This window comes from Acidithiobacillus caldus ATCC 51756, assembly GCF_000175575.2.
In the GTDB taxonomy this organism is placed as follows: Bacteria; Pseudomonadota; Gammaproteobacteria; order Acidithiobacillales; family Acidithiobacillaceae; genus Acidithiobacillus_A; species Acidithiobacillus_A caldus.
This window is the reverse complement of the sequence record NZ_CP005986.1, coordinates 2,269,204-2,288,405: the sequence shown is the minus strand read 5'-3', so window position 1 is coordinate 2,288,405 and position 19,202 is coordinate 2,269,204. Positions and strand designations below refer to the sequence as shown.

The 19,202-nt window shown below is 62.6% G+C and carries 21 protein-coding genes; 1 reads left to right on the top strand and 20 read right to left on the bottom strand.

Translation table 11 applies throughout. The features are described from left to right. Nucleotides 1–26: 26 nt before the first annotated feature. From ACAty_RS11145 to ACAty_RS11120, 6 genes are all read right to left on the bottom strand, one after another. Nucleotides 27–389: a roadblock/LC7 domain-containing protein gene (locus ACAty_RS11145; RefSeq protein WP_004868617.1), complete on the bottom strand. Its 363-nt coding sequence runs from the start codon at nucleotides 387–389 to the stop codon at nucleotides 27–29. Nucleotides 390–427: 38 nt separating this feature from the next. After that, the gene (locus ACAty_RS11140) at nucleotides 428–1,066 is read right to left on the bottom strand and encodes a roadblock/LC7 domain-containing protein (RefSeq protein ID WP_004868616.1); all 639 of its coding nucleotides are present in this window, start codon (nucleotides 1,064–1,066) and stop codon (nucleotides 428–430) included. Continuing rightward, entirely contained in the window at nucleotides 1,063–1,629 is a 567-nt protein-coding gene (locus ACAty_RS11135) for a GTP-binding protein (protein WP_004868614.1), read from the bottom strand. The genes ACAty_RS11140 and ACAty_RS11135 overlap by 4 nt, the downstream gene beginning before the upstream one ends. Nucleotides 1,630–1,671: 42 nt before the next feature. Beyond that, entirely contained in the window at nucleotides 1,672–2,856 is a 1,185-nt protein-coding gene (locus ACAty_RS11130; protein WP_004868612.1) for a hypothetical protein, read from the bottom strand. A 12-nt stretch (nucleotides 2,857–2,868) separates the two neighbouring features. After that, a complete protein-coding gene (locus ACAty_RS11125) occupies nucleotides 2,869–4,389 on the bottom strand; it encodes a type IV pilus assembly protein FimV (RefSeq protein WP_004868609.1) in 1,521 nt (506 codons plus the stop codon). A 66-nt stretch (nucleotides 4,390–4,455) separates the two neighbouring features. Then, on the bottom strand, nucleotides 4,456–4,908 hold the full coding sequence (locus ACAty_RS11120; RefSeq protein WP_004868608.1) for a hypothetical protein: 453 nt from the start codon (nucleotides 4,906–4,908) through the stop codon (nucleotides 4,456–4,458). A gap of 101 nt (nucleotides 4,909–5,009) precedes the next feature. Between ACAty_RS11120 and ACAty_RS11115 the strand changes: the two genes are divergently transcribed. After that, complete coding sequence (locus ACAty_RS11115) at nucleotides 5,010–6,086, top strand: L,D-transpeptidase family protein (RefSeq protein ID WP_004868606.1); 1,077 nt, start codon at nucleotides 5,010–5,012, stop codon at nucleotides 6,084–6,086. A 5-nt stretch (nucleotides 6,087–6,091) separates the two neighbouring features. On the opposite strand, the gene ACAty_RS11110 is transcribed toward ACAty_RS11115, so the two are convergent. The 14 genes from ACAty_RS11110 to soxZ all read right to left on the bottom strand — a co-directional run bounded on the left by ACAty_RS11110 (nucleotide 6,092) and on the right by soxZ (nucleotide 19,160). Further along, on the bottom strand, nucleotides 6,092–6,895 hold the full coding sequence (locus ACAty_RS11110) for a YdcF family protein (protein ID WP_004868604.1): 804 nt from the start codon (nucleotides 6,893–6,895) through the stop codon (nucleotides 6,092–6,094). Between the two features lie 7 nt (nucleotides 6,896–6,902). Next, nucleotides 6,903–7,868 carry a lipoyl synthase gene (gene lipA, locus ACAty_RS11105; RefSeq protein ID WP_004868601.1) on the bottom strand — a complete coding sequence of 322 codons (966 nt, stop codon included), beginning with the start codon at nucleotides 7,866–7,868 and terminating at the stop codon, nucleotides 6,903–6,905. Beyond that, nucleotides 7,865–8,509: a lipoyl(octanoyl) transferase LipB gene (gene lipB / locus ACAty_RS11100; RefSeq protein WP_004868600.1), complete on the bottom strand. Its 645-nt coding sequence runs from the start codon at nucleotides 8,507–8,509 to the stop codon at nucleotides 7,865–7,867. The genes lipA and lipB overlap by 4 nt, the downstream gene beginning before the upstream one ends. Beyond that, a complete protein-coding gene (locus ACAty_RS11095; RefSeq protein ID WP_004868597.1) occupies nucleotides 8,500–8,781 on the bottom strand; it encodes a DUF493 domain-containing protein in 282 nt (93 codons plus the stop codon). Before ACAty_RS11095 ends, lipB begins: the two co-directional genes overlap by 10 nt. A gap of 97 nt (nucleotides 8,782–8,878) precedes the next feature. Then, the gene (locus ACAty_RS11090) at nucleotides 8,879–10,045 is read right to left on the bottom strand and encodes a D-alanyl-D-alanine carboxypeptidase family protein (protein ID WP_004868596.1); all 1,167 of its coding nucleotides are present in this window, start codon (nucleotides 10,043–10,045) and stop codon (nucleotides 8,879–8,881) included. A 35-nt stretch (nucleotides 10,046–10,080) separates the two neighbouring features. Further along, nucleotides 10,081–11,178, bottom strand: coding sequence for a rod shape-determining protein RodA (rodA, locus tag ACAty_RS11085; protein WP_004868594.1), 1,098 nt, complete (start codon nucleotides 11,176–11,178; stop codon nucleotides 10,081–10,083). After that, entirely contained in the window at nucleotides 11,175–12,980 is a 1,806-nt protein-coding gene (gene mrdA, locus ACAty_RS11080; protein WP_004868591.1) for a penicillin-binding protein 2, read from the bottom strand. Before mrdA ends, rodA begins: the two co-directional genes overlap by 4 nt. Then, complete coding sequence (gene mreD, locus ACAty_RS11075) at nucleotides 12,980–13,453, bottom strand: rod shape-determining protein MreD (protein ID WP_004868590.1); 474 nt, start codon at nucleotides 13,451–13,453, stop codon at nucleotides 12,980–12,982. Before mreD ends, mrdA begins: the two co-directional genes overlap by 1 nt. Further along, nucleotides 13,450–14,280 (bottom strand): rod shape-determining protein MreC, encoded by an 831-nt coding sequence (mreC, locus tag ACAty_RS11070; RefSeq protein ID WP_004868588.1) that lies wholly within the window; start codon nucleotides 14,278–14,280, stop codon nucleotides 13,450–13,452. The genes mreD and mreC overlap by 4 nt, the downstream gene beginning before the upstream one ends. 22 nt (nucleotides 14,281–14,302) lie before the next feature. Continuing rightward, on the bottom strand, nucleotides 14,303–15,346 hold the full coding sequence (locus ACAty_RS11065; RefSeq protein WP_004868585.1) for a rod shape-determining protein: 1,044 nt from the start codon (nucleotides 15,344–15,346) through the stop codon (nucleotides 14,303–14,305). Nucleotides 15,347–15,584: 238 nt separating this feature from the next. After that, on the bottom strand, nucleotides 15,585–17,312 hold the full coding sequence (soxB, locus tag ACAty_RS11060; RefSeq protein ID WP_004868584.1) for a thiosulfohydrolase SoxB: 1,728 nt from the start codon (nucleotides 17,310–17,312) through the stop codon (nucleotides 15,585–15,587). 17 nt (nucleotides 17,313–17,329) lie between these two features. Continuing rightward, entirely contained in the window at nucleotides 17,330–17,860 is a 531-nt protein-coding gene (locus ACAty_RS11055) for a DUF302 domain-containing protein (RefSeq protein WP_004868582.1), read from the bottom strand. A 51-nt stretch (nucleotides 17,861–17,911) separates the two neighbouring features. Then, nucleotides 17,912–18,775: a sulfur oxidation c-type cytochrome SoxA gene (gene soxA, locus ACAty_RS11050; RefSeq protein WP_004868580.1), complete on the bottom strand. Its 864-nt coding sequence runs from the start codon at nucleotides 18,773–18,775 to the stop codon at nucleotides 17,912–17,914. A gap of 52 nt (nucleotides 18,776–18,827) precedes the next feature. Beyond that, nucleotides 18,828–19,160, bottom strand: a complete 333-nt coding sequence (gene soxZ / locus ACAty_RS11045; protein ID WP_004868579.1) for a thiosulfate oxidation carrier complex protein SoxZ — start codon at nucleotides 19,158–19,160, stop codon at nucleotides 18,828–18,830. Between the last annotated feature and the right edge of the window lie 42 nt (nucleotides 19,161–19,202).

The following is a 19,202-nucleotide window of genomic DNA, read 5'->3' as shown; positions in this document are numbered from 1 at the left end:
GCCCGCGCTTTGGAAAGTCGCGCGCCTCAGAGCAATTCGGCGATCCCCGCGGCGGCGCGCTTGGCGTCCAGGAAGACGAGGCCGAGCTTGGCCTCCTTGCGGGCGATGACGGTAAGGACGGCATCGTGGCCGGCGTGGATGAGCAAGACGTAGCCGTTGTCGCCCTTGATCATGACCTGTTCCAGTTCCCCCCGCGCCAGCTCCGCGGCGGTACGGTCGCCCAGGGAGAGCATGGCTGCCGCCATGGCGCCGACGCGATCCTCGTCCATGTTGGCGGCGAGCAGGGAGGCGATGGTCAGACCGTCGGTGGAGATCACTGCCGAGGCCTCGATATCGGCCGACGAGCCGTTGAGGTCGCTGAGGATGGATTTGAGCATTTCTTCACGCATGGGATGACTCCTTGAAAAATCGGAACGGAATGGGGCGATCAGCGATAGCGGGTGTCGAGGGCCTGGACGAGATAGACGAAGGACTGATCCTGCAGTCTGGGTGTTCCACCGATGATGAGCATGAAACGCTGCTGGCCGACGAAGAGTGGCCAGAAACCCAGTTCGGCGTTACCCGCAGGATCCACCAGAGCCCAACTTTCGCTGTTGACGCGCAGATTGTTGCGCAGCAGGCGCCCGTGCCGCGATTGCAGGCTGATGAGGTCGGCGGACAGCCCGGCCAGTTCCTCGGCGGATTCGTGCGCAAAGCCCGCCGTCGCCAGATAAAAGCCATTCTCGTCGGCGAGCAGGGCCTTGCCGTGGTCCGAGAGCTGCCCCAGTAGCGGGGGAAGGAGATCCTCCAGGCGCTCCCGCGGTGGTCGCCGCGCCTCGGGATTGCCGCGCACGAGCCCCAGGCGCTGGAGGCGAAAGATACTGCGCAGGGCATCTTCCTCGTCGGCAAGCTGTGTCCAGCGCTGGGCCATCGCCACGGAGAAGGGGGCGGTGTTCCCTTCGCGGAGGATATTGAGCAGAATGCTGCGGTTGCCACCGGGCTCGGGGCTGGAGACGGCATAAAAGACGCCGGCGGGGGTGATCTCGGCAAAAAGAGGATCCGCGCTCACGGCCAGTTCGATGCTCATCTGCCCGCCCCGATGCCCGGATCGATGGAGTAGAGCAGGGCAAGCACCAGATTCTTGACGTCTTCCTTGTTGCGGCCGTCTACCTCGAATATGGGCGGGACGGGATTGAGCATGCGCAGATCCGCCGTTACCTCCGGCAGCATGTCGGCATAGTCGCGCGGACTCGGTCGGGCTTGCAGATCCGTTTTGGAGATGCCGATGACCACCGGCACATCGACGATATAGTCGCGGAAGGCGTGGAGGAAGAACTGCATGTCCTTCTTGGGATTCGGTCGGGTGTTGTCGAGCATCAGGATGAGACCGAGGCCACCCGTGGTGAGGATCTCCCACATGAAGTCGAAGCGTTCCTGCCCCGGCGTCCCATAGAGGTGGACCTTGCCGCCACCCTCGAGATTGAGGATACCGTAATCCATGGCCACCGTGGTGTGGCCTTTACGGTTGATGGTCATGTCCGAGGCCCTGGCATCGGTGGAGATGATGGGCACATCGGATAGTGCGGCAATGGCCGAAGTCTTGCCGACGCCAACGGGACCGGTAAAAACGATCTTGTTATCTTCCTTCATGGGAGCTCCTTTCTGTCATCGCTCCAATTTCCTCTGCCGGACTCATAGTCCCGCAATCTTGGCCAGAATCCTGCCGAGGAAGCCGCGCCGGGGCGTTGCCTTCGCGCTCTCCTCAGCACTCGCGCCAGCGTCTTCCGGCTTCTTGCTGGCGCTTGCGCTGCTTTCTTTGCCATAGCGGAGCAATTCCAGGCTGTCGGCAGCCGCCAGGAAATTGAAGAGGTCCGAGGGCTGTACCTGCAGTATCTTGACGGTGAGGATGGGGGAGGCGGGCGATCGGGCAAAGAAGGCGGACAGGCGCAGGGACTCGGGCAGGACAGGCAGACGGGTGAGGTTGGGCCATTGCCGTAACTGTACGACGCCGTTGAGGGGGATGCGCTGGCTGAGGCGTCCACGGGCCGACCACGCCGCTACCTGCCACAGGAGTGCCTGCAGAGTGAGTTCGCGTTCCTCACGGGGGTCCAGCCCATCGCTGGTTTTCAGGGCACGCAGGTGCAGCGCCTCACCCTCGCTACACAGGGTCTGGATGTCCGCATCCCCCAGCGTCGTGCGCACCCGGTCTGCTTCGGGGTCGAGGATGAAAACGAGGTCATCGCGACCGCGCGTGATGGCCGCGGGGATCTTGTCCCGGCGCACACGCAGGAGCAGACCCAAGAGTCCGACCTCGGGGTCGAAGGTGCGCACGCTCTCGGGCAGCAGGGTGACGACGGGTGGCGGGGCCGGGCGGGGTGGTACTTCATTGGCCGCTATGTCCTGCCGGGCAGGAGAGGGCACGGTCTGCGGCGTCGGACGCTGGTGGGCGGGGTCGGCAGGCGCGACCGGTTGCGCCGGCGCCGCCACCAGCGGCTCGTGGGTGGCAGCGCTCGGTGTTTGCGGAGGGGCTTTGGGCGCTTGCGTCTGCGTGAGCAGCGCTTCCAGTGCCGGAAAGAGGGTTTCCATCCGGATGGGCTTGCGCAGCACGGGCCAGGGCTGGGCGGTTGTCGGATCGACGCTGGTGCACAGCACCGGAACGCCCGGATGTTCCCGAACGAAGTCTTCGAGCTGGGCCGCTGCCTCGGGGCTGTCCAGATCGGCCACTGCAAGGTCTGCAGGCTCCGTTTCCCCCGCCTCCAGCAGCAGGAACTGTCGCTTGCTGTACATCTTGAACGCCATCCGGAATACCGCCGACTTGCGTCCGTCCATGCCGATGGCTTGCACTTTCAGGCACTGTTTTGGTGTCTGTGGATTCATTACTCGAGTTTCCTAGACGGTGTGGCGTTGCCGACGCGAAAGGCGTTCGGCAAGGTGATACATCTGACGCACGACGGCCTCACCCGGGGGATGCGGACTGGCAAGGACCTTCTGGGTGAATTGGGCAAATCGCTCCGGAGTCTCCATACGCTCGTACATCTCCAACAGCAGGGGGTAGTAGCGCTCGCGCTCGGGTTTGGCGAGGACGGCTCCCTCGAGCAGGGTGACGGCTTCCTCCACCTGACCGTATTCCAACAGCGCATTGAATTCCGCGAGAATGCTGTCTTTGTGGGAGTCGTCCTTGACTATCTCGTGATCCCGACGCAGTTGCTCTTGAACCAGCGCCGGACTGCTGAGGGGGATGGCCTTGGTCGGCAGATAGATTCCGCCTTCGTCGGCAAGGGCAGCCAGCCGTCCGGGGGCTGCTTCCGTCGCGGCAAGGGCATCCCAGAGCGGCAGGTCGGCCAGGGTCCTGCCCAGGTGCAGGAGGCGCTGGCGCAGGGCCTGCCCCGCTCCCCACAGGGTTACGTACAGAAATACCAGGGCCCGCCCGTAATCCTCGGCCCGCCGTTGCCGGTAGGTGAGCTCGAGGAGCTGCACCTGAAGGCCGATTTGACGGGGTCGCAGCAGTACCCAGCGCCACAGCAGGGCCTCGGCCTTTGCCCGTTCACCCGCTTGCAGGAGCAGCGCCACGGCCCGCTGCGGCGACTCCATGGCGGCGATGATGTCGATCTCGGCATCGTCCAAGGTAAGCACCTGCGCCGGACCATGCACGAGCTGCGCGGCGGTGGTCTCGTGCGGCACCGGCCGATCGTCGGCATGTCCCGATTCCCGTTGGGTAAAGCCATCCAGGAGGATACCCTGCAGAGACAGGGGCTCGGGATGGACGATGATCTGCTCCAGATTACGCTGCGTGTCCGCAAGGAGCGGGCTGCCGCTGGTTTGCGGCGCGGCTGCTGGGCGCCGATCCTCGGGCCGTCGCCGACGCAGCTCCCGATCGATGTCGGCGTTGTCCAGCCCCAAGGTGGACTCGCCCAGGACGCGCAGACCAAGATTCTGCGCATCGCGCTCGAGGCCGAGAAAGATCCGCTCGCGCAACTCCTCCGGCGGCGTGAGTCCCGCATCGAGGCCTGTCTCCAGGATTTCGGCGTAGGCGTCGATATCGGGAATCTCGAGATAGATATCCAGCAGTCGACGCCTCTGCGCCCGATCCTCAGGGTGATGATCCACGTACCAGCGCAGTGCCGTTGCGGCCTGTTCCAGGTGACCATAGGACAGGTAGATCTCGACCTCGTCGAAGAGCGAGACCTCCTCGACGCGCGCGGCGCGCGCCGACCCGCGTTGTGCCTGGGGCATCGGCACCGGTGTCGGCGCGGTGCGTGGTGGCGAGGCCGGCTCGCGCACACCCCGGTCCTTCGCGGGCCTGCTCCCCTGCCGCAAACCGCGGCTCTGCCGCCACTTCCACAGCACGGCCGCCACGAGCATGGCGCCGAGGAGGAGGATGAGGATCTGGCTGGTCAGGGGTAGGGACATGGGGACCGCGGGATTCCGTTATCGATGGCCTGGATAGGGCCTTAGTTAGTTGCTTTCATGGCCCTGTCAACGGCTGCGTGGGGTTCCGGTGGTCTCGTTCAGAAGCTCGGCAATGCTGAGCAGGCGCTGGCTGCTCGCGCGTTCGCCGGCCTGCCCGACAGCGAGGGCGGCGTATTCCCGGAAAAATTGGGGAAGGGCGGCGACCACCCGCGGCAGACGCTCTCGACTCACCTTGGCCAGATGCCAATCCGCGCGCAGCGTCCCCGTGGGCGATGTGGAGCAGACGGCAACCCCCCAGGCGTGTACCGCGCCGGTCCAGTGGTGATCCGCCACGCACAGACGCTGAGCATCGCCCTGGCGGCCAATACCCACACTGGGACCGAGGTGCGGAATCTGCAAATCCTGGGCAAGCTGCCCGACGAGGTGTTCCAGCCGACCCAGTGCGTCGCGAAGGCGCTCCTGGGCCAAGGGTGTGCCGTACAGGTGTTCGCGCAGCTCCAGTAAAAATGGTGATTCCATTGCCTTCCTCTTTTTCGTTACAATTGTGCACCCCAGTGTCAGGCCTGCCAATGCCCGCCGCATTGGTGCCTTGCGCTGCAGCCGCAAAACCGAGGTTTTGAATGCTTAAAAAAATTCTGCGTCCCTTTCTGGCTTTCCTTTTCGCCGGACTCGTCGCGCCTGTGGCGCAGGCCAGTGTCTACACTTTGCCGCAACACGGCAATATCGTCGGTCGCCTCATGGCCGTAACGACCCATCGCGACGATACCCTGCTGGATATCGGCCGCTTCTACGATGTCGGTTACGACGAGATCGTCGGCGCCAATCCCGGTGTGAATCCCTGGTTGCCGGGTCAGGCCCGTAAGGTGGTGATTCCCTCGGAGTATATCCTGCCGCCAAAACCCTGGACGGGTATCGTCGTCGATATCCCAGCACGGCGCCTGTACTACTTCCCGGCAGACCGCCACGTGGTCTTCACCTATCCCGTGGGCGTTTTCCTGCCCGGATGGAAGGAATCCCTGACCACCACTTCCATCATCCAGAAATTCAAGATGCCCGCCTGGAATGTTCCCAAAAACATTCACGCTTGGTTCGAAAAAAAGTTCCACATGGATATTCCCTGGTACTGGCCGCCGGGGGCCGAGAACCCCATGGGTGAGCTGGCCATGGAAACGGGATTGTCCGGGATCTTCATCCACGGAACCTATCATCCCTGGGGTGTGGGGATGCGGGCCAGTCAGGGCTGCTTCCAGATGTATCCGGAGAATATCGCCCAGCTTTTCCCCATGGTGCCGGTGGGGACGCCCGTGCGCCTCATCGACCGACCCTACCTGGTGGGCGTGCGCGACGGCCAGGTCTATCTGCAGGCCTTCAAGCCGCTCCATGCCTACCACAAGGCTGGTCCCAGCGACCTGCAGCGCGCCGTGGTGGACATCAAGGATTTCATGGCAGAGCACCACATCCACGAGGCCATCGATTGGGCGCGGGTGCGGCGCATGGTGGCCGAGCACAATACCGTGGCCCTGCCCATCGGCGTACATGCGCCCAGTTACGAAACGCTGGCGGCAGCGCTGCCGGCCAAACCCTACGCCTACGCGCCCTATGGGCCCTCGGCCAATGGCGCGGCGGTACCGCCACCCTTGCCCCTGGCCAAGCCGGAGGAGCGGGTGCAGGTACAGGTCACGCTCCCCGATGCCTAGCACGATCACTGAGCAGCGTTGGCTCGACCGCGTACCCAGCCGCGCTCCTGCAGATGAAGCCAGAATAGGCCCAGATATTCGTGGATGGCCTCACTGCTGGCCTCGAGATAGATAGCGCGCGGCAGCCAGGACTCGTAGCCAGAAGTCAGGCCGCGATCGAGTCGGTAATCGCAGGGCACAGGCACGGGATCGAGACCGGCGCGACGAAACCAGGCCATGGCTCTGGGCATGTGTAGGGCCGAGGTCACCAGATAGACGCGGTGGATGCCTTTTTGCGCCAGCAACTTGCTGCTATCGAAGGCGTTGGCGGCGGTGTTGAAGGATCTGCCCTCGATCCAGATGGGGTTGTGGACGGCAAAGCTCTCCCGCAGCAGCCGCGCCATGGTGGTGGCCTCCGGGGGCGCACCGAAGCGCGGCGCGCCACCGCTGGTGACGATGGGCAAGGCACTTTGTTTTGCGAGCTTGGCAGCGGCCTCCAGGCGCATCAAGGTTCGCGCATTGGCCATATCGCCACCGTCCCCCGGCGGCCTCGCCACCTCACCGCCTCCCAGAACGACGATGGCACCCACTCCGGGTTGCGGGTGCAGCAGGGGCGGGTAGCGGTTTTCCAGGGGCAGTACCAGCCAGCGTGCCCCGACTCCGGTGGCGCTGAGGTAGAGTCCAACACCGGCGGCAAGGAGCAGCGACCAGCCCAGTGCCCGCACCCCCAGGGCAAGCAGGGCAGCCGCGAGCAGCGCGAGCGCCAGAAAGATACCCGGCGGTTGCAGCATCGCCGATGCCAGCGTCAGGAGCAGCGTGTGTGGCAACACCGTGTCCCTATTCGTCTGCCCGCCACTCGCGGAAACTGTGTTCGGCGTGGTAGGAGGAGCGGACCAGCGGGCCGGCGGCTACCTGGCTGAACCCCATGGCCAAGGCCTCGTTTCTGAGTGCTGCAAATTCCTCGGGCGGCACATAGCGCTCCACCGGCAGATGGTGCCGGGAGGGGGCAAGATACTGCCCCAGGGTCAACAGATCGCAGTTCGCTGCCCGTAAGTCCTGAAGGACAGCCCGAATCTCGTCCAGGCTTTCACCAAGGCCCAGCATCAGGCCCGACTTGCTGGGTACCTGTGGCTGGCGCGCCTTGAAGTCCCGCAGCAGTTGCAGGGAGTGGCGGTAATCGGCGCCGGGGCGGGCGCGCGGGTAGAGGCGCGGCACCGTCTCGAGATTATGGTTGAAGACGTCGGGGGGGGTGGCGCCGAGGATATCCAGAGCCACCGCCGCGCGACCGCGGAAATCGGGCACCAGGATCTCGATGTGCAACTGCGGACAGCGCGCCCGCAGGGCCCCGATGACGGCGGCAAAGTGCGCTGCGCCACCGTCTCTCAGATCGTCGCGGTCCACCGAGGTGACGACCACGAAACGCAGCCCCATGCGCGCGACGGTCTCTGCCAGATGCTCCGGTTCTTCGGGGTCCGGAGCCTCGGGGCGCCCATGGGCCACATCGCAGAAGGGGCAGCGCCGGGTGCACAGATCCCCCAGGATCATGAAGGTGGCCGTACCGGAACCAAAGCACTCTCCCAGATTGGGGCAGGAGGCCTCCTCACAGACAGTATGCAGCTTCGCGTCGCGCAGAATACCCTTGAGGCGGTCCACTTCCGGAGAGAGGGGAGATGTCACCCGGAACCAGTCTGGCTTACGCTGCCGAGGCACACTCTCGGCGACGATGGGAATGGGGTTGCGCGCCACCTTGTCGCGCCCGCGTTGCGCCCGCCCCGTGCCATCGGCATCGTGGGCGGCGCTCATACCCCACCCCGCTGTATGGGGCGGCCCAGCCGCCGCGCCAGGGCATCCATCAGCGCCTTGGGAATGCTGGCTTCGTCCCAGTCCGGTGCAAGGTCATGGATCTGAGTCACCACGAGGCCTTGCTGTCCGCAGGGCGTGATCCGCCCGAAGGGCTCGAGGTCCATGTGCACGTTGAGACTCAGACCGTGATAGCTGCAGCCCTTGTGGACTTTGAGGCCAACGGAGGCGATCTTGGCGCCGTGGACGTAGACTCCGGGAGCCTCGCTGCGGGCGGTAGCGACGATGGCATGGTCTGCCAGCAGGTCGATCACGGCATTCTCCAGGGCGCTGATGAGATCGCGAACACCGATACCCATACGCCGGAGATCCAGCAAGGTGTAGACGACCCATTGCCCAGGGCCGTGGTAGGTGACCTGACCGCCGCGATCGCTGCGGATGACGGGAATGGATCCGGGATCGACGACATCCGTTGGATCGGCATTGCTGCCCAGGGTGATGACGGGCGGATGCTGCAAGAGCCAGATCTGGTCGCCGGTCACGGCATCGCGTTGGCGCGTGAATTCGCGCATGGCATCGAGTACCGTGAAGTAGGGAAGCAGACCCGGCCAGCAGCGCAGGGCGATGGGGGAGTTCACAGGCACAGGATGACCCCCTCGATATGGCTTACGGCCGCGTACACGGCCCGTAACTGGTCGTCGCTCTCCACCATCAGAGAACAGGTCACGGCGTGGTAGTTACCGGCCCGGCTCGGTCGTACCGAAAAGGCCGAGTCCGGCAGGCTTGGAGCATGTGGTGCCACGGCCCTGCGCACCGCTGCGAGCAGGTCATCGCTCTGACCAATGACCTTGACGTGGTGGAGGTGGGGATAATCCCCGCCAAAGGGGTCGCCGGATTCCAAACCTGTCGCGGTCATCTGCTCTCCTCATAGACCTGTGCTGGGCTCTGATCCGAGCCCGACCTCATGTCCCCATGGTAGAGCTTCACCGTCCGGGGGTGAAGCCCTGGCCGCATCACAGGGCACTCTGTATGCGGTACCACTGTCGCGCGAGCCAGCCGGCCCGATCCACCGGGACCAGACTAACCAGAGGTACGGTCTGTAGTGTCTGACCGTGCAGGGAAAGGATCATTTCGCCAACGACGCCGCCCTTGGCTATGGGCAGGGAGCCGGCCGGCTTCCAGACGATGCGCCTGTCCAGTTCATCCAGCCGCCCACGCGGCACGGTGACGATCACCTCGGTGGCCACAGCGACGGGCACACGCATGGGCGACAGGTTGGGATCGCGAATCTCGCCCACCTCGGTCATGGGTTTGTAGAGCTCGTGATCCTCAAAAAAGCGGTAGCCGTAGTTGAGCAGGGATTCCACCGCATTGGTGCTGCCAGACCAACTTGGCCCGCCCAGGACCACGGCAATGAGACGTCGGCCATTGCGTTGTGCGGTAGCGTCGATGCAGTAGCCGGATTCGTCGGTGAGTCCCGTCTTTAGACCGTCGACGCTGGGGTCGCGAAAGAGCACGGGATTCCAGCTGCGCTGCGTGATCTTGTTGTAGGTGTAGGATTTTTGCCGGGTGATGGCGATCACCTGGGGATACTGTTGAATCAGGGCACGACTGAGCTTGGCCACATCCAGGGCAGTGGTATAAAGGTTGCTGTCGGGAAGACCGTTGACGTTGCTGTAGTGGGTGTTGTCCAGGTGCAATTGTCGGGCAGCATCGTTCATCAGGGTGACAAAGCCGGCCTGGCTGCCGCCGACGGTCTCGGCCAGAGCCACGGCGGCGTCGTTGCCCGAATCGATGAGCAGGCCGTGGAGCAGCTGATCCACCGTCACCGGCAGGCCAGGCTGTATGAACATGCGTGAGCCGCCCGTCTTCCAGGCGGTGTTGGACACGTTCACCGTTTCGTCTGGTCGCAGGCTGCCGTTGGCCATGGCCTGATAGGTGAGGTAGGCCGTCATCAGCTTGGTGAGACTGGCCGGTGCGCGGTGCAGGTTCTCCTCTTTGGCGGCGATGATCTGACCGCTGTCGTAATCCATGAGCACGTAGCTGGCCACGGCGGGCAGGGCCGGCGCCGGGGGAATGGGGATCTGCGGCGTTGGCGTCGCCGCCAGGGAGATTCTGGCAAAGAGCGTGATCCAGATGGTGAGGAGCGCGATGGCTGCGCGACGGAACGGAACGGACATGGGATTCCTCAGGTGGACAAGAGCGTATGGACGGATTATTCGTGGAAACGAGGGTGGGAATGTACGGACATGAGCATACCCAAGCCGATGAGAAAGGTCAGCATGGCGGTGCCGCCGTAGCTCACCAGCGGCAGGGGCACCCCCACCACCGGCAGGATGCCCGTCGTCATCCCCATGTTGATGAACACGTACAGAAAGAAAGTCAGGCTCAAGGTACCGGCGATGAGGCGACCGAAGCGGTCGCGACACTCGTAGGCAATGATGAGACCGCGCAGGACGATGAGCAGGTAGGTGGCCATGAGAAAGAGCACACCCACGAGGCCAAACTCCTCGGCGAAACCGGCAAAGACGAAATCCGTCTGCGCCTCGGGGAGGAAATCCAGGTTCACCTGGGTACCGTTGAACCAACCTTTACCGAAAATTCCGCCGGACCCGATGGCAATCATGCTCTGGATGATGTGATATCCCGCTCCCAAAGGGTCTCGCTGGGGATCGAGAAAGGTCAGGATACGCTCCTTCTGGTAGCCATGCAGGAAATGCCAGAGCACCGGACCGCTGATCACGGCCAGCAGGATCAGGCCGATGAACCAGCGTCGACGTACCCCGGCCAGCCACATGGTAAAGATTCCTGCCGCTCCAATCTGGGCCGCCGTGCCCAGATCCGGCTCTTTGGCAATGAGCAGGAAGGGCACGGAAATGAGGGCAAAGCCGCTCAAGGCCGCCTTCCAGCTCTGCACGTTCTCGGTCTGGGAGTAATAGTAGGCGAGCATCAAGGGCAGCGCGAGTTTCACGAGCTCCGAGGGTTGAAAGCTGATGGGGCCGACGCCCAGCCAGCGTTTGGCACCCAGATAGGTTCGCCCCGCCACCAGGGTGATGGCAAGGAGCGCGATTCCCAGACCGTAGAGGACGGGCGCCCAGGCGCGCAGACGCTCGGGCGGGATGTTGGCAACCCCCACCAATACCACGAGGCCGATGGCAAAACGCAGCAATTGGGCCAGGACCACGCGAATACTTTCCTGACTGCCGCTATAGAGCACGGCAAGGCTGATACCCATGAGCAGGAAGATCCCCGTCATCAGTGCAGGATCCAGATGGCTCAGGGCGCGACGTAGCGAAAATGGGTAGACGCTCATGGTTGGGCCACGGAATTGCCGTCCAGATACTGGTCGATGACCGCCTTGGCCACCGGGGCTGCGGCACTGCCGCCGTGGCCACCGTGCTCAACGATCACGGCGACGGCAATGCGCGGGTCACTGGCCGGCGCGTAGGCGATGAACAAGGCATGGTCGCGCAGGTGACGGCTATCGCTGCCGCCGCGGACGCGGCCATTGACGTCGCGTTCGGCGCGGCGTACCTGCGCAGTGCCGGTCTTGCCGGCGATATCGTGGGGATCGTCGGCCAGGATGTGGGCAGTGCCGCGGCGCACCACTGCCCGCATCGCCTCGTCCACGAGTTGTAACTGCCGTGGCGCGACTCCGATGGCCCGGGTCGCCACCGGTCGGTCGGCGCGTAGACGCAGGTCCGGCAGTCGACCATCGGCGGCAATGGCCGCCGTTGCCCGAGCCAGCTGTAGGGGAGTTGCGAGCATGTAGCCTTGACCTATGCCCATCATCACCGTCTGTCCTGTGTGCCAACGCTCCCGTCCATTCCGGGTGTTCATCCAGGCGGGGCTCGGCACCAGGCCGCGGCCCTCGCTGGGCAGATCGATGGCGGTGGACTGCCCAAAACCCATGTCCTGGAGACCTTGTGCCAAAGGTGTAGGACCGAGACGCAGGGCCAGCTGATAGAAAAACACATCGTTGGAGTCGCGAATCGCCGCCCGCAGATCCTGGCGCCCGTGCCCACCTGGCCGCCAATCGTAGTAGCGATGGGTCGTGCCGGGAATCTGAAAATAACTTCCCCCTGCCAGGGTTTCCTCGGGTCGGATTGCGCCATTCCGCAGCGCCACCAGCGCCACGAAGGGTTTGATGGTGGAGCCCGGTGGATAGTTTCCTGTAGCAAAGCGGTTGTTCAGGGGGTGCAGGGGGTCGTCTCGCAGGCGCTGCCACTCGGTACCATCGAGCCCCCGGACGAAGTCGTTCGGGTCGAAGCTGGGCGCTGAGACTGCCGCCAGCACCGCGCCAGTGCGCGGCTCAACGGCCACCACCGCACCCGAGTGGCCGGCCATGGCCGCTGCGGCGGTGCGCTGGAGATCCAGATCCAGGGTAGTATGCAGGTCCTCGCCAGCCTGAGCAGGACGCTCTTCAAAGCTGCCAACGCTGTTGCCGCGGGCATTGACTTCCACCTCCTGTACCCCAGGGACGCCGCGCAGGAGTGTTTCGTACTCTGCCTCCAACCCGCTTTTCCCCACCTGATCCAGGCCCGAGCGCACAAGGGTCGAATCCCGTGCCAGATCGCGCGCGTCGGGCCGACCAACGTAACCAAGCAGGTGCGCGAAGAGGGGACCATAGGGATACACCCGCTGCCAGCGGGTCTCGATCCGCACCCCGGGGAATCCTCCCTTGACCAGGGCAAAGCGTGCCAGTTCCGTGGCACTCAGGTTGCGGCGTAACACCACCGCCTGATAGGGGTGGGTGCCGCGGCGGTTGCGCAGGAAAGCCTGGTAGTCTTCCTCCGATATGGGCAACACCGCCCGCAGCGCCGAGACGGTTCTTGCAATATCGTCGACGGCTTCGGGGATCAGGGTCAGTATGTATTCCTGTCGATTGTCGGCCAGTACCCGACCGTGGCGGTCGAGAATCCGGCCGCGTACCGGTGCCAGCGGCAACACTGCCAGGGTATTGCGATCCGACTGCAGGAGGTAGCGCTCGTGGGCCTGTACCTGCAGGTGCAAGATGCGGCCAAGCAAAACGGTGCTCATCAATCCGATGAGGACGGCGATGAACAGCAGCCGCGAGGTGAAGAAGGCGCGCTCCCGCCCATGGATCGGCACCATCAGGAACGTCCTATCTGCCGGCGAAAGACCACATCCAGGAGGTAGGTCCACAAGGGCCAGAGCGCCGCCCCAAATGCCGGTCCCACCAACAGCGCCCAGTGCCAGCGTGGCGGCGTCGTCCACCCCTGCCACAGCCACACCACCAGACGCTCCGTCAGGAGCAACAGGAAGATGAAGAACAGTTGCTCCCAGGGGGGCAGACGACGTACCCGCGTCAGCCCCAGGTAGAGCAGGTATAGCATGACCACCAGTCCCATGGCATGGGCTCCCAGAACGTCACCGAGAATCAGATCCTGAAGCAGGCCGATCCCCCAGACGAGAGTGTAGCCCAGACTCCCGTTTCCGCCGATGGCCCAGTACAGCACCAGCAGTGCGACGAAATCGGGGTGCAGACTGGCGTATACCGGCCCAAAGGGCAGGGTCGTCGCCACGAAAGCAGCGAGGAAGGCCAGAATCCAGGTCAGGATCGTCACGATTCCGGATGACGCGTACCTGGCCAGAGCAGGAGCACGGTATTGAGCTGCCCCAACTGAACCAGGGGACGCACGCGAATCACCGCAAAAGCTGCATCCGTCGAGCGCTCCACCGAGGTGATGCGTCCCGCCGGCAGGCCGGCCGGAAAGCGTCCACCCAGGCCCGACGTGACCAGCAGGGTGCCGGGTTTCAGTTCCGTATCCCGAGCCTGAAAGGGCACGCGCAACTCCTGCAGATTCCCAGTCCCATCCAGCAACAAGGGGAGGTTGCCGTGCTCCGGACGGACCGGCAGGCTACTGTCCAGATCCGACAGCAGCGCAACCCGCGCATCCCAGGTGCTGACGGCCACCACCTGTCCCACTACACCACCAGGGGCCAGCACGGGCTGGCCGATGCGGATACCTGCGCGACTGCCAAGATCGATGACGATACTTTGATTGCTGGGGCTGAGGTCCTGGGCCACCACGCTGGCCACGGTCACCCGACCGGGAGGTACGGGAAAGCTGTCCAATAGGGCCAGCAACTGCCGGTTTTCACTGCGAACCAGGGGGAGGCTCACAAGCTCTTGCTGTGCCTTGGCAAGCGCTTCGCGCAAGCGGGCGTTTTCGCGCAGAAGCGCATCGCGGCTGCGGAGATAGTCCCGGCCCTCACGCCATAAGCGGACGAAGGCATGGTCCATCGCCAGCACCGGGCTTGCGAGGTAGAGCCCGATATTCCTGCTGTTGGGGTGGGTAGTGCTGTAGAAGCTCAGGGCAAGGCTCAGTATCGCCAGTATGCCGACACGCAGCAGGGATGGCAGAGGGCGGCGGAAGAAAAGGCCGACCATGACCGACTAGACCCGGAAGGTATCAGTCGTCCGCAAAGACTTCTCCAAGCCGTTCCAGCTCCTCCAAGGCCCGCCCGCCGCCGCGCGCCACACAGGTCAGAGGTTCCTCGGCAACGATGACCGGTAGACCCGTCTCCTCCATGATGAGGCGATCCAGATCCCGTACCAGGGCGCCTCCGCCCGTGAGCACCATCCCGCGCTCGGCGATGTCGCCGGCCAACTCCGGCGGGGTCTGCTCCAGGGCCAGTTTGATGGCACCGACGATGGCGCCCAAGGGCTCCTGCAGTGCCTCGAGGATTTCCGCACTGGTAATGGTAAAGGTCCTGGGCACGCCCTCGGCGAGATTGCGGCCCCGCACCTCCATGGTCACTACCTCTTGACCCGGGTAGGCACAACCGACGGTCTTCTTGATCTCCTCGGCGGTGCTTTCGCCGATGAGCATGCCGTAGTTGCGTCGGATATAGTTGACGATGGCTTTGTCCATCTTGTCGCCGCCGACGCGTACACTCTGGGAGTAGACCACTCCACCCAGAGCGATGACGCCCACCTCCGTGGTACCACCGCCAATATCCACGACCATGGAGGCCGTTGGTTCCGCCACCGGCAGGCCAGCGCCGATGGCCGCTGCCATGGGTTCTTCGATGAGGTGTACCTCGCGGGCTCCGGCGCTCTGGGCCGATTCGCGAATGGCCCGCCGCTCCACCTGGGTGGCACCGAAGGGCACGCAAACGATGATGCGCGGGCTCGACGAGAAGAAACGTTGCGGGTGCACGCGCTTGATGAAGTGCTTGAGCATCGCCTCCGTGATCTGGAAGTCGGCGATGACCCCATCCTTCAGCGGGCGAATGGCGGTGATATTGGCAGGCGTGCGCCCGAGCATGCGTTTGGCCTCCTCACCGACGGCCTGGATGCGGCGATTGGCGCCGTGGCGACCGGTGCGAATGGCCACCACCGAGGGCTCCGACAGTACGATGCCCTTGCCGCGCACGTAGATCAGGGTGTTGGCCGTCCCCAGATCCACCGCCAGATCGCTGGAGAAAAGTCCTAGGATTCTTTTGAATATCATCGGGATGTGAGTCCTACGGGTTGACTGGTCCAAGAGCCAGCGGAGGTCTGCTCAGGCAAGCTCTGCAGGGCCCTAGGCGTAAGACGCGCAGTCTAGCACGAGCCCTGCGCAAAGCCCAAGAGCCTGTAACTGTGGAGTTTTGGCTACGGTGTGCGCCATACGTGCCCCTGGACACGAAAAAAAAGCCGGCGTGAGACGCCGGCTGATGGCTCGTTACGGACAACTACTGCAGGAAGGTCTAGAGTTTGTACGCTTTCGGAAACGCAATGCCGTGATTGTTCTGCATGTCTTTGTTGAGTACCGGCAGATCGAGCTTTTTGACTTCCACATGCTTTTTGCTCTGCAACCAGTGGGAAAAAATCTCCCATACCGGCTTGCCCTCGACTTTCTGCATGGACGCCCAGCCGGCTACCTTATATTTCTTCGTGGCGGAAACGGCCTTGCCGCCAATGCGCAGGTTGCTGATGCGATGATAAATCTTTTCGTCGGGGTTGAAATCGTACTGAATATTGCCGACGCGGATCATATCACCGCCCTGCTGATAGTAGGGGTTTGGATTGAAAATGTTGTCGGCAACCTGTTCCATGATGTTTTTGATCTGCTCCCCGGTATACGCGTTGATGGTTGCCTGCGGGTAAGTAATGGCCGTCTGCCCCATGACGTCTTCCATGGTGATGGTCTCCCCCGGAAGTTTGCAGTAGCCCCAGCGGAAGCCCGGAGAAAAGGAGGCCTCGCAGTCCATCTCTTCGCGCAGAGCGTCGCAGAGCAGCTGGTCGAAGGTGCCGTTGAAGTTGTCGCGCCGATAGAGCAGGCTCGCGGTCGTGGCCAGCGGCTGGCTGAGCTTGTCCTTGTAGGGAGCGCGTACCTTCTCGATGTATGCTGCCATTTCCGCATCGGCTTTGATGAGGTTGGAAAAGACCGGGAGGTAATGAAAACGCCAACCCTTAAGCTTGCCTTTGCCGACATCGAGATCAAAACGGGCAAGAATCTTGCCATTGGTGCTGGTATTGATGATCAAGGTCTGATTCACGACGAAAGGTTTTGGCCCCATGATATCGTGGGTGTGACCACCGAGTATGATATCGATCCCCTTGACCATGGATGCCATCTTCTTGTCGACATCGGCACCGTTGTGGGAGAGTACGACCACGATATCGGCCTGATGCTGCTGGCGGACTTCGTCCACCATTTTCTGCATGTGTTCGGTGTGGATCCCAAAGCCCCAATCCGGAATCATATAGGCCGGATTGGCAATGGGAGTGAAGGGAAACGCCTGGCCGATGACAGCGATTTTGCGACCGCTGATCTCATGCACTCGGTAGGGTTTGAAAACCAGTTCCTGCCAGGTGTTACTGAAAACGTTCTGGGCGAGGAAAGCAGCCTTGAGCTCATTTTTGACCAGATGCTCGACGCGTTCCTGGCCAAAGGTGAATTCCCAGTGTCCAACGAAGTCGTCCACGCCCAGCAGATTCTGCGCACCCACCATGTCCGCCGCGTTGGTCCACAAGCTCGTGGCTGAGCCCTGCCAGGTATCGCCGCCGTCCAGCAGCAGGACCTTGTCGCCGCGCTCCTGGCGAAAGCGCTTGACCAGTGCGGCGATGTGCGCGTAACCACCGATCTTGCCGTACTTGTGGGCTAGGGTGTCGTAGTCCAGGCAGGAATAGGCATACTTGTACCTGGGATCGTTGCCGACGCCGTAGTAATCCAGCATCCATTTACCACAGAGGTGGGGCGTCTGGTTGAGGACGGAGCCTACGCCGATATTGGTGTCGGGTTCACGCCACCACACGGGCAAGAGCTGGGCGTGGGAGTCCGTCATGTGCAGTAAGGTCACGTTGCCATAGTCAGGTATGGTGTATGGGTCCTTATCGCTGCCCCAGGCGGCCTGTATCGCCCCAGGAGCAAAAAAACTGGCAGCGCCGGCTACCCCGAGCAACTGTAAGAAATCGCGTCGATCCAGATGCATGGTTAATTCTCCCCCGATTACAGACCGCCAGCGGCCGCCTGTTTCATTACGGAAATGATCTGTTTGTTCAATGCTTCGGCAACGCGTTTGGCTGCCGGATTGGTTGGGAAATACTTCAGTGCGTAGGTCGGTAGATAGGTCAACAGCATGAGTTTTCCCTGTTTTTCATAGAGCACGATCTTGCAGGGTGCAAAGGCTCCGAACTCGGGATCGGTATCGAGGATCTTGGAGCCCAGCACGAGATTGCACACTTCGTAGATGACGTAGGGACTCTTGCTCGGAATGCCGCGTTCCTGCAATCCCTTCTGGACATCCAGTGTACCGACGACATTCATGTTCTCGGCCTCGGCGCCACTTTGGATGCCCATCTGCACCTGGGCAGGAGTGACCCCTTTCTGTACGGGCACGACGTAGAGCGGAGAATCGGTATTTATCGGGGGCATCCCGGCGACGGGCGCCGGGACGGTAGCTGCGGCGGCAGCCAAGGGCAGCGTCATGGCACAACTCAGAGCGACGGCCGCAAGGCTTTTGTGGAGACGGCTCGGCATGGTGACCTTCCTTCAGCTATTGGCGAATGGATAAAACGGACTGTCGGTCGATCAGGGGCGATATCCCGGCACGTTGATCTTTATGCCGTTACTCAGATAGGCCATGAAATACTCGACATTGCGGTAATCGGTACTTTCCAGGGGTTGGGGCTGTGCGCCGACGTTCTTGTTACACCCCTGAATCCGTTTTTGCAGGGTATTCACCGCCGACCAGGCCGCGCGATAGGTGGGGAAATGTGCCGTCTCGCCTTGCAAGGGCGAAATGATCTGATCGCGCAGATATTTGCCGTCGTAAGCCATGTGGCAGGATGCACAGGAGAAACCCAGTTGACCGCGCTTCATGAAGTAATAGGCCTTGCCTTCCTGGAAGGCCTTGGTGGCTCCCGGTCCTTCCACCTTGACCGCCACGGGCATCCCATTGGAGAGGGAGGTGAGGTAGGTCTGCAGCGCGATCATGTCGGCACTGCCGTATTTCAGCGGTTCCTCGCCGTTGGCCACGCGACAGGCATTGATACTGGTGGCAATGGTCTCCACCTGATGAGTCTTGTTGTCGTACATGGGATAGTGGGCGGCCACGCCCTTGCCGCCGTTGGGGTAACAGCTGGCATAGGTCTTGCCGTTCTTGAAGGGCTTCTCCCAGAGCTCCTTACCCGTAGACAGGGTGAGATCCCCCGGGTTGAACTGCATGGCCTCCTGATACTGACTGTACAGTTCGGGACTGAAGGCATAGGCACCCAGTGCATACTTGTCGAAGGGTAGATCCGGGTGCTGCTGTTTGAATAACTCGCGGGATTCTTTGAGGGTCTGCGCCGGAGAGGTCTTCAGGTTACCGATGTCCCACCAATTGACGGCCTGCGCACTCCCCGCAACGCCCATGAGGGCTCCCAAAGACAGCGTGAAAAACCAGTTCTTCATTGTCCGTTTCCTCCTCGAGTCGGGTACCGCGACAAACGCAGTACCGTCTTCTTTAGCTCACCGTCAGCTTGGACTCCGCACTCCAGACGCCATTCTGATTGTCCTTCCAGACCATCTTCAGTGTGCCGCTTTTCTCGGCCCGCATCTTGAAGGCCAGGTAGGGATTGGCGCTGACCGCCGTGCTCCAATCGATGTCCAGCAGCTTTGCACCATCAAAGGTGACGCTGACGGTCTGAATGAAGTGGGCAGGGATGGGTTTACCCTCCTTGTCCTTGGTCAGGCCCGTGGTCATGGGATTCATGATCAGGGAGCGGACTTCCACCATCTCCCCCTTCTTGGCGCTGTTGGCCATACGGATCATGGGGTTACCAATATTGTCTGCCATGCTGTCGTTCCTCGTGAATGCTCGATGAAATGGTTGTTGCCC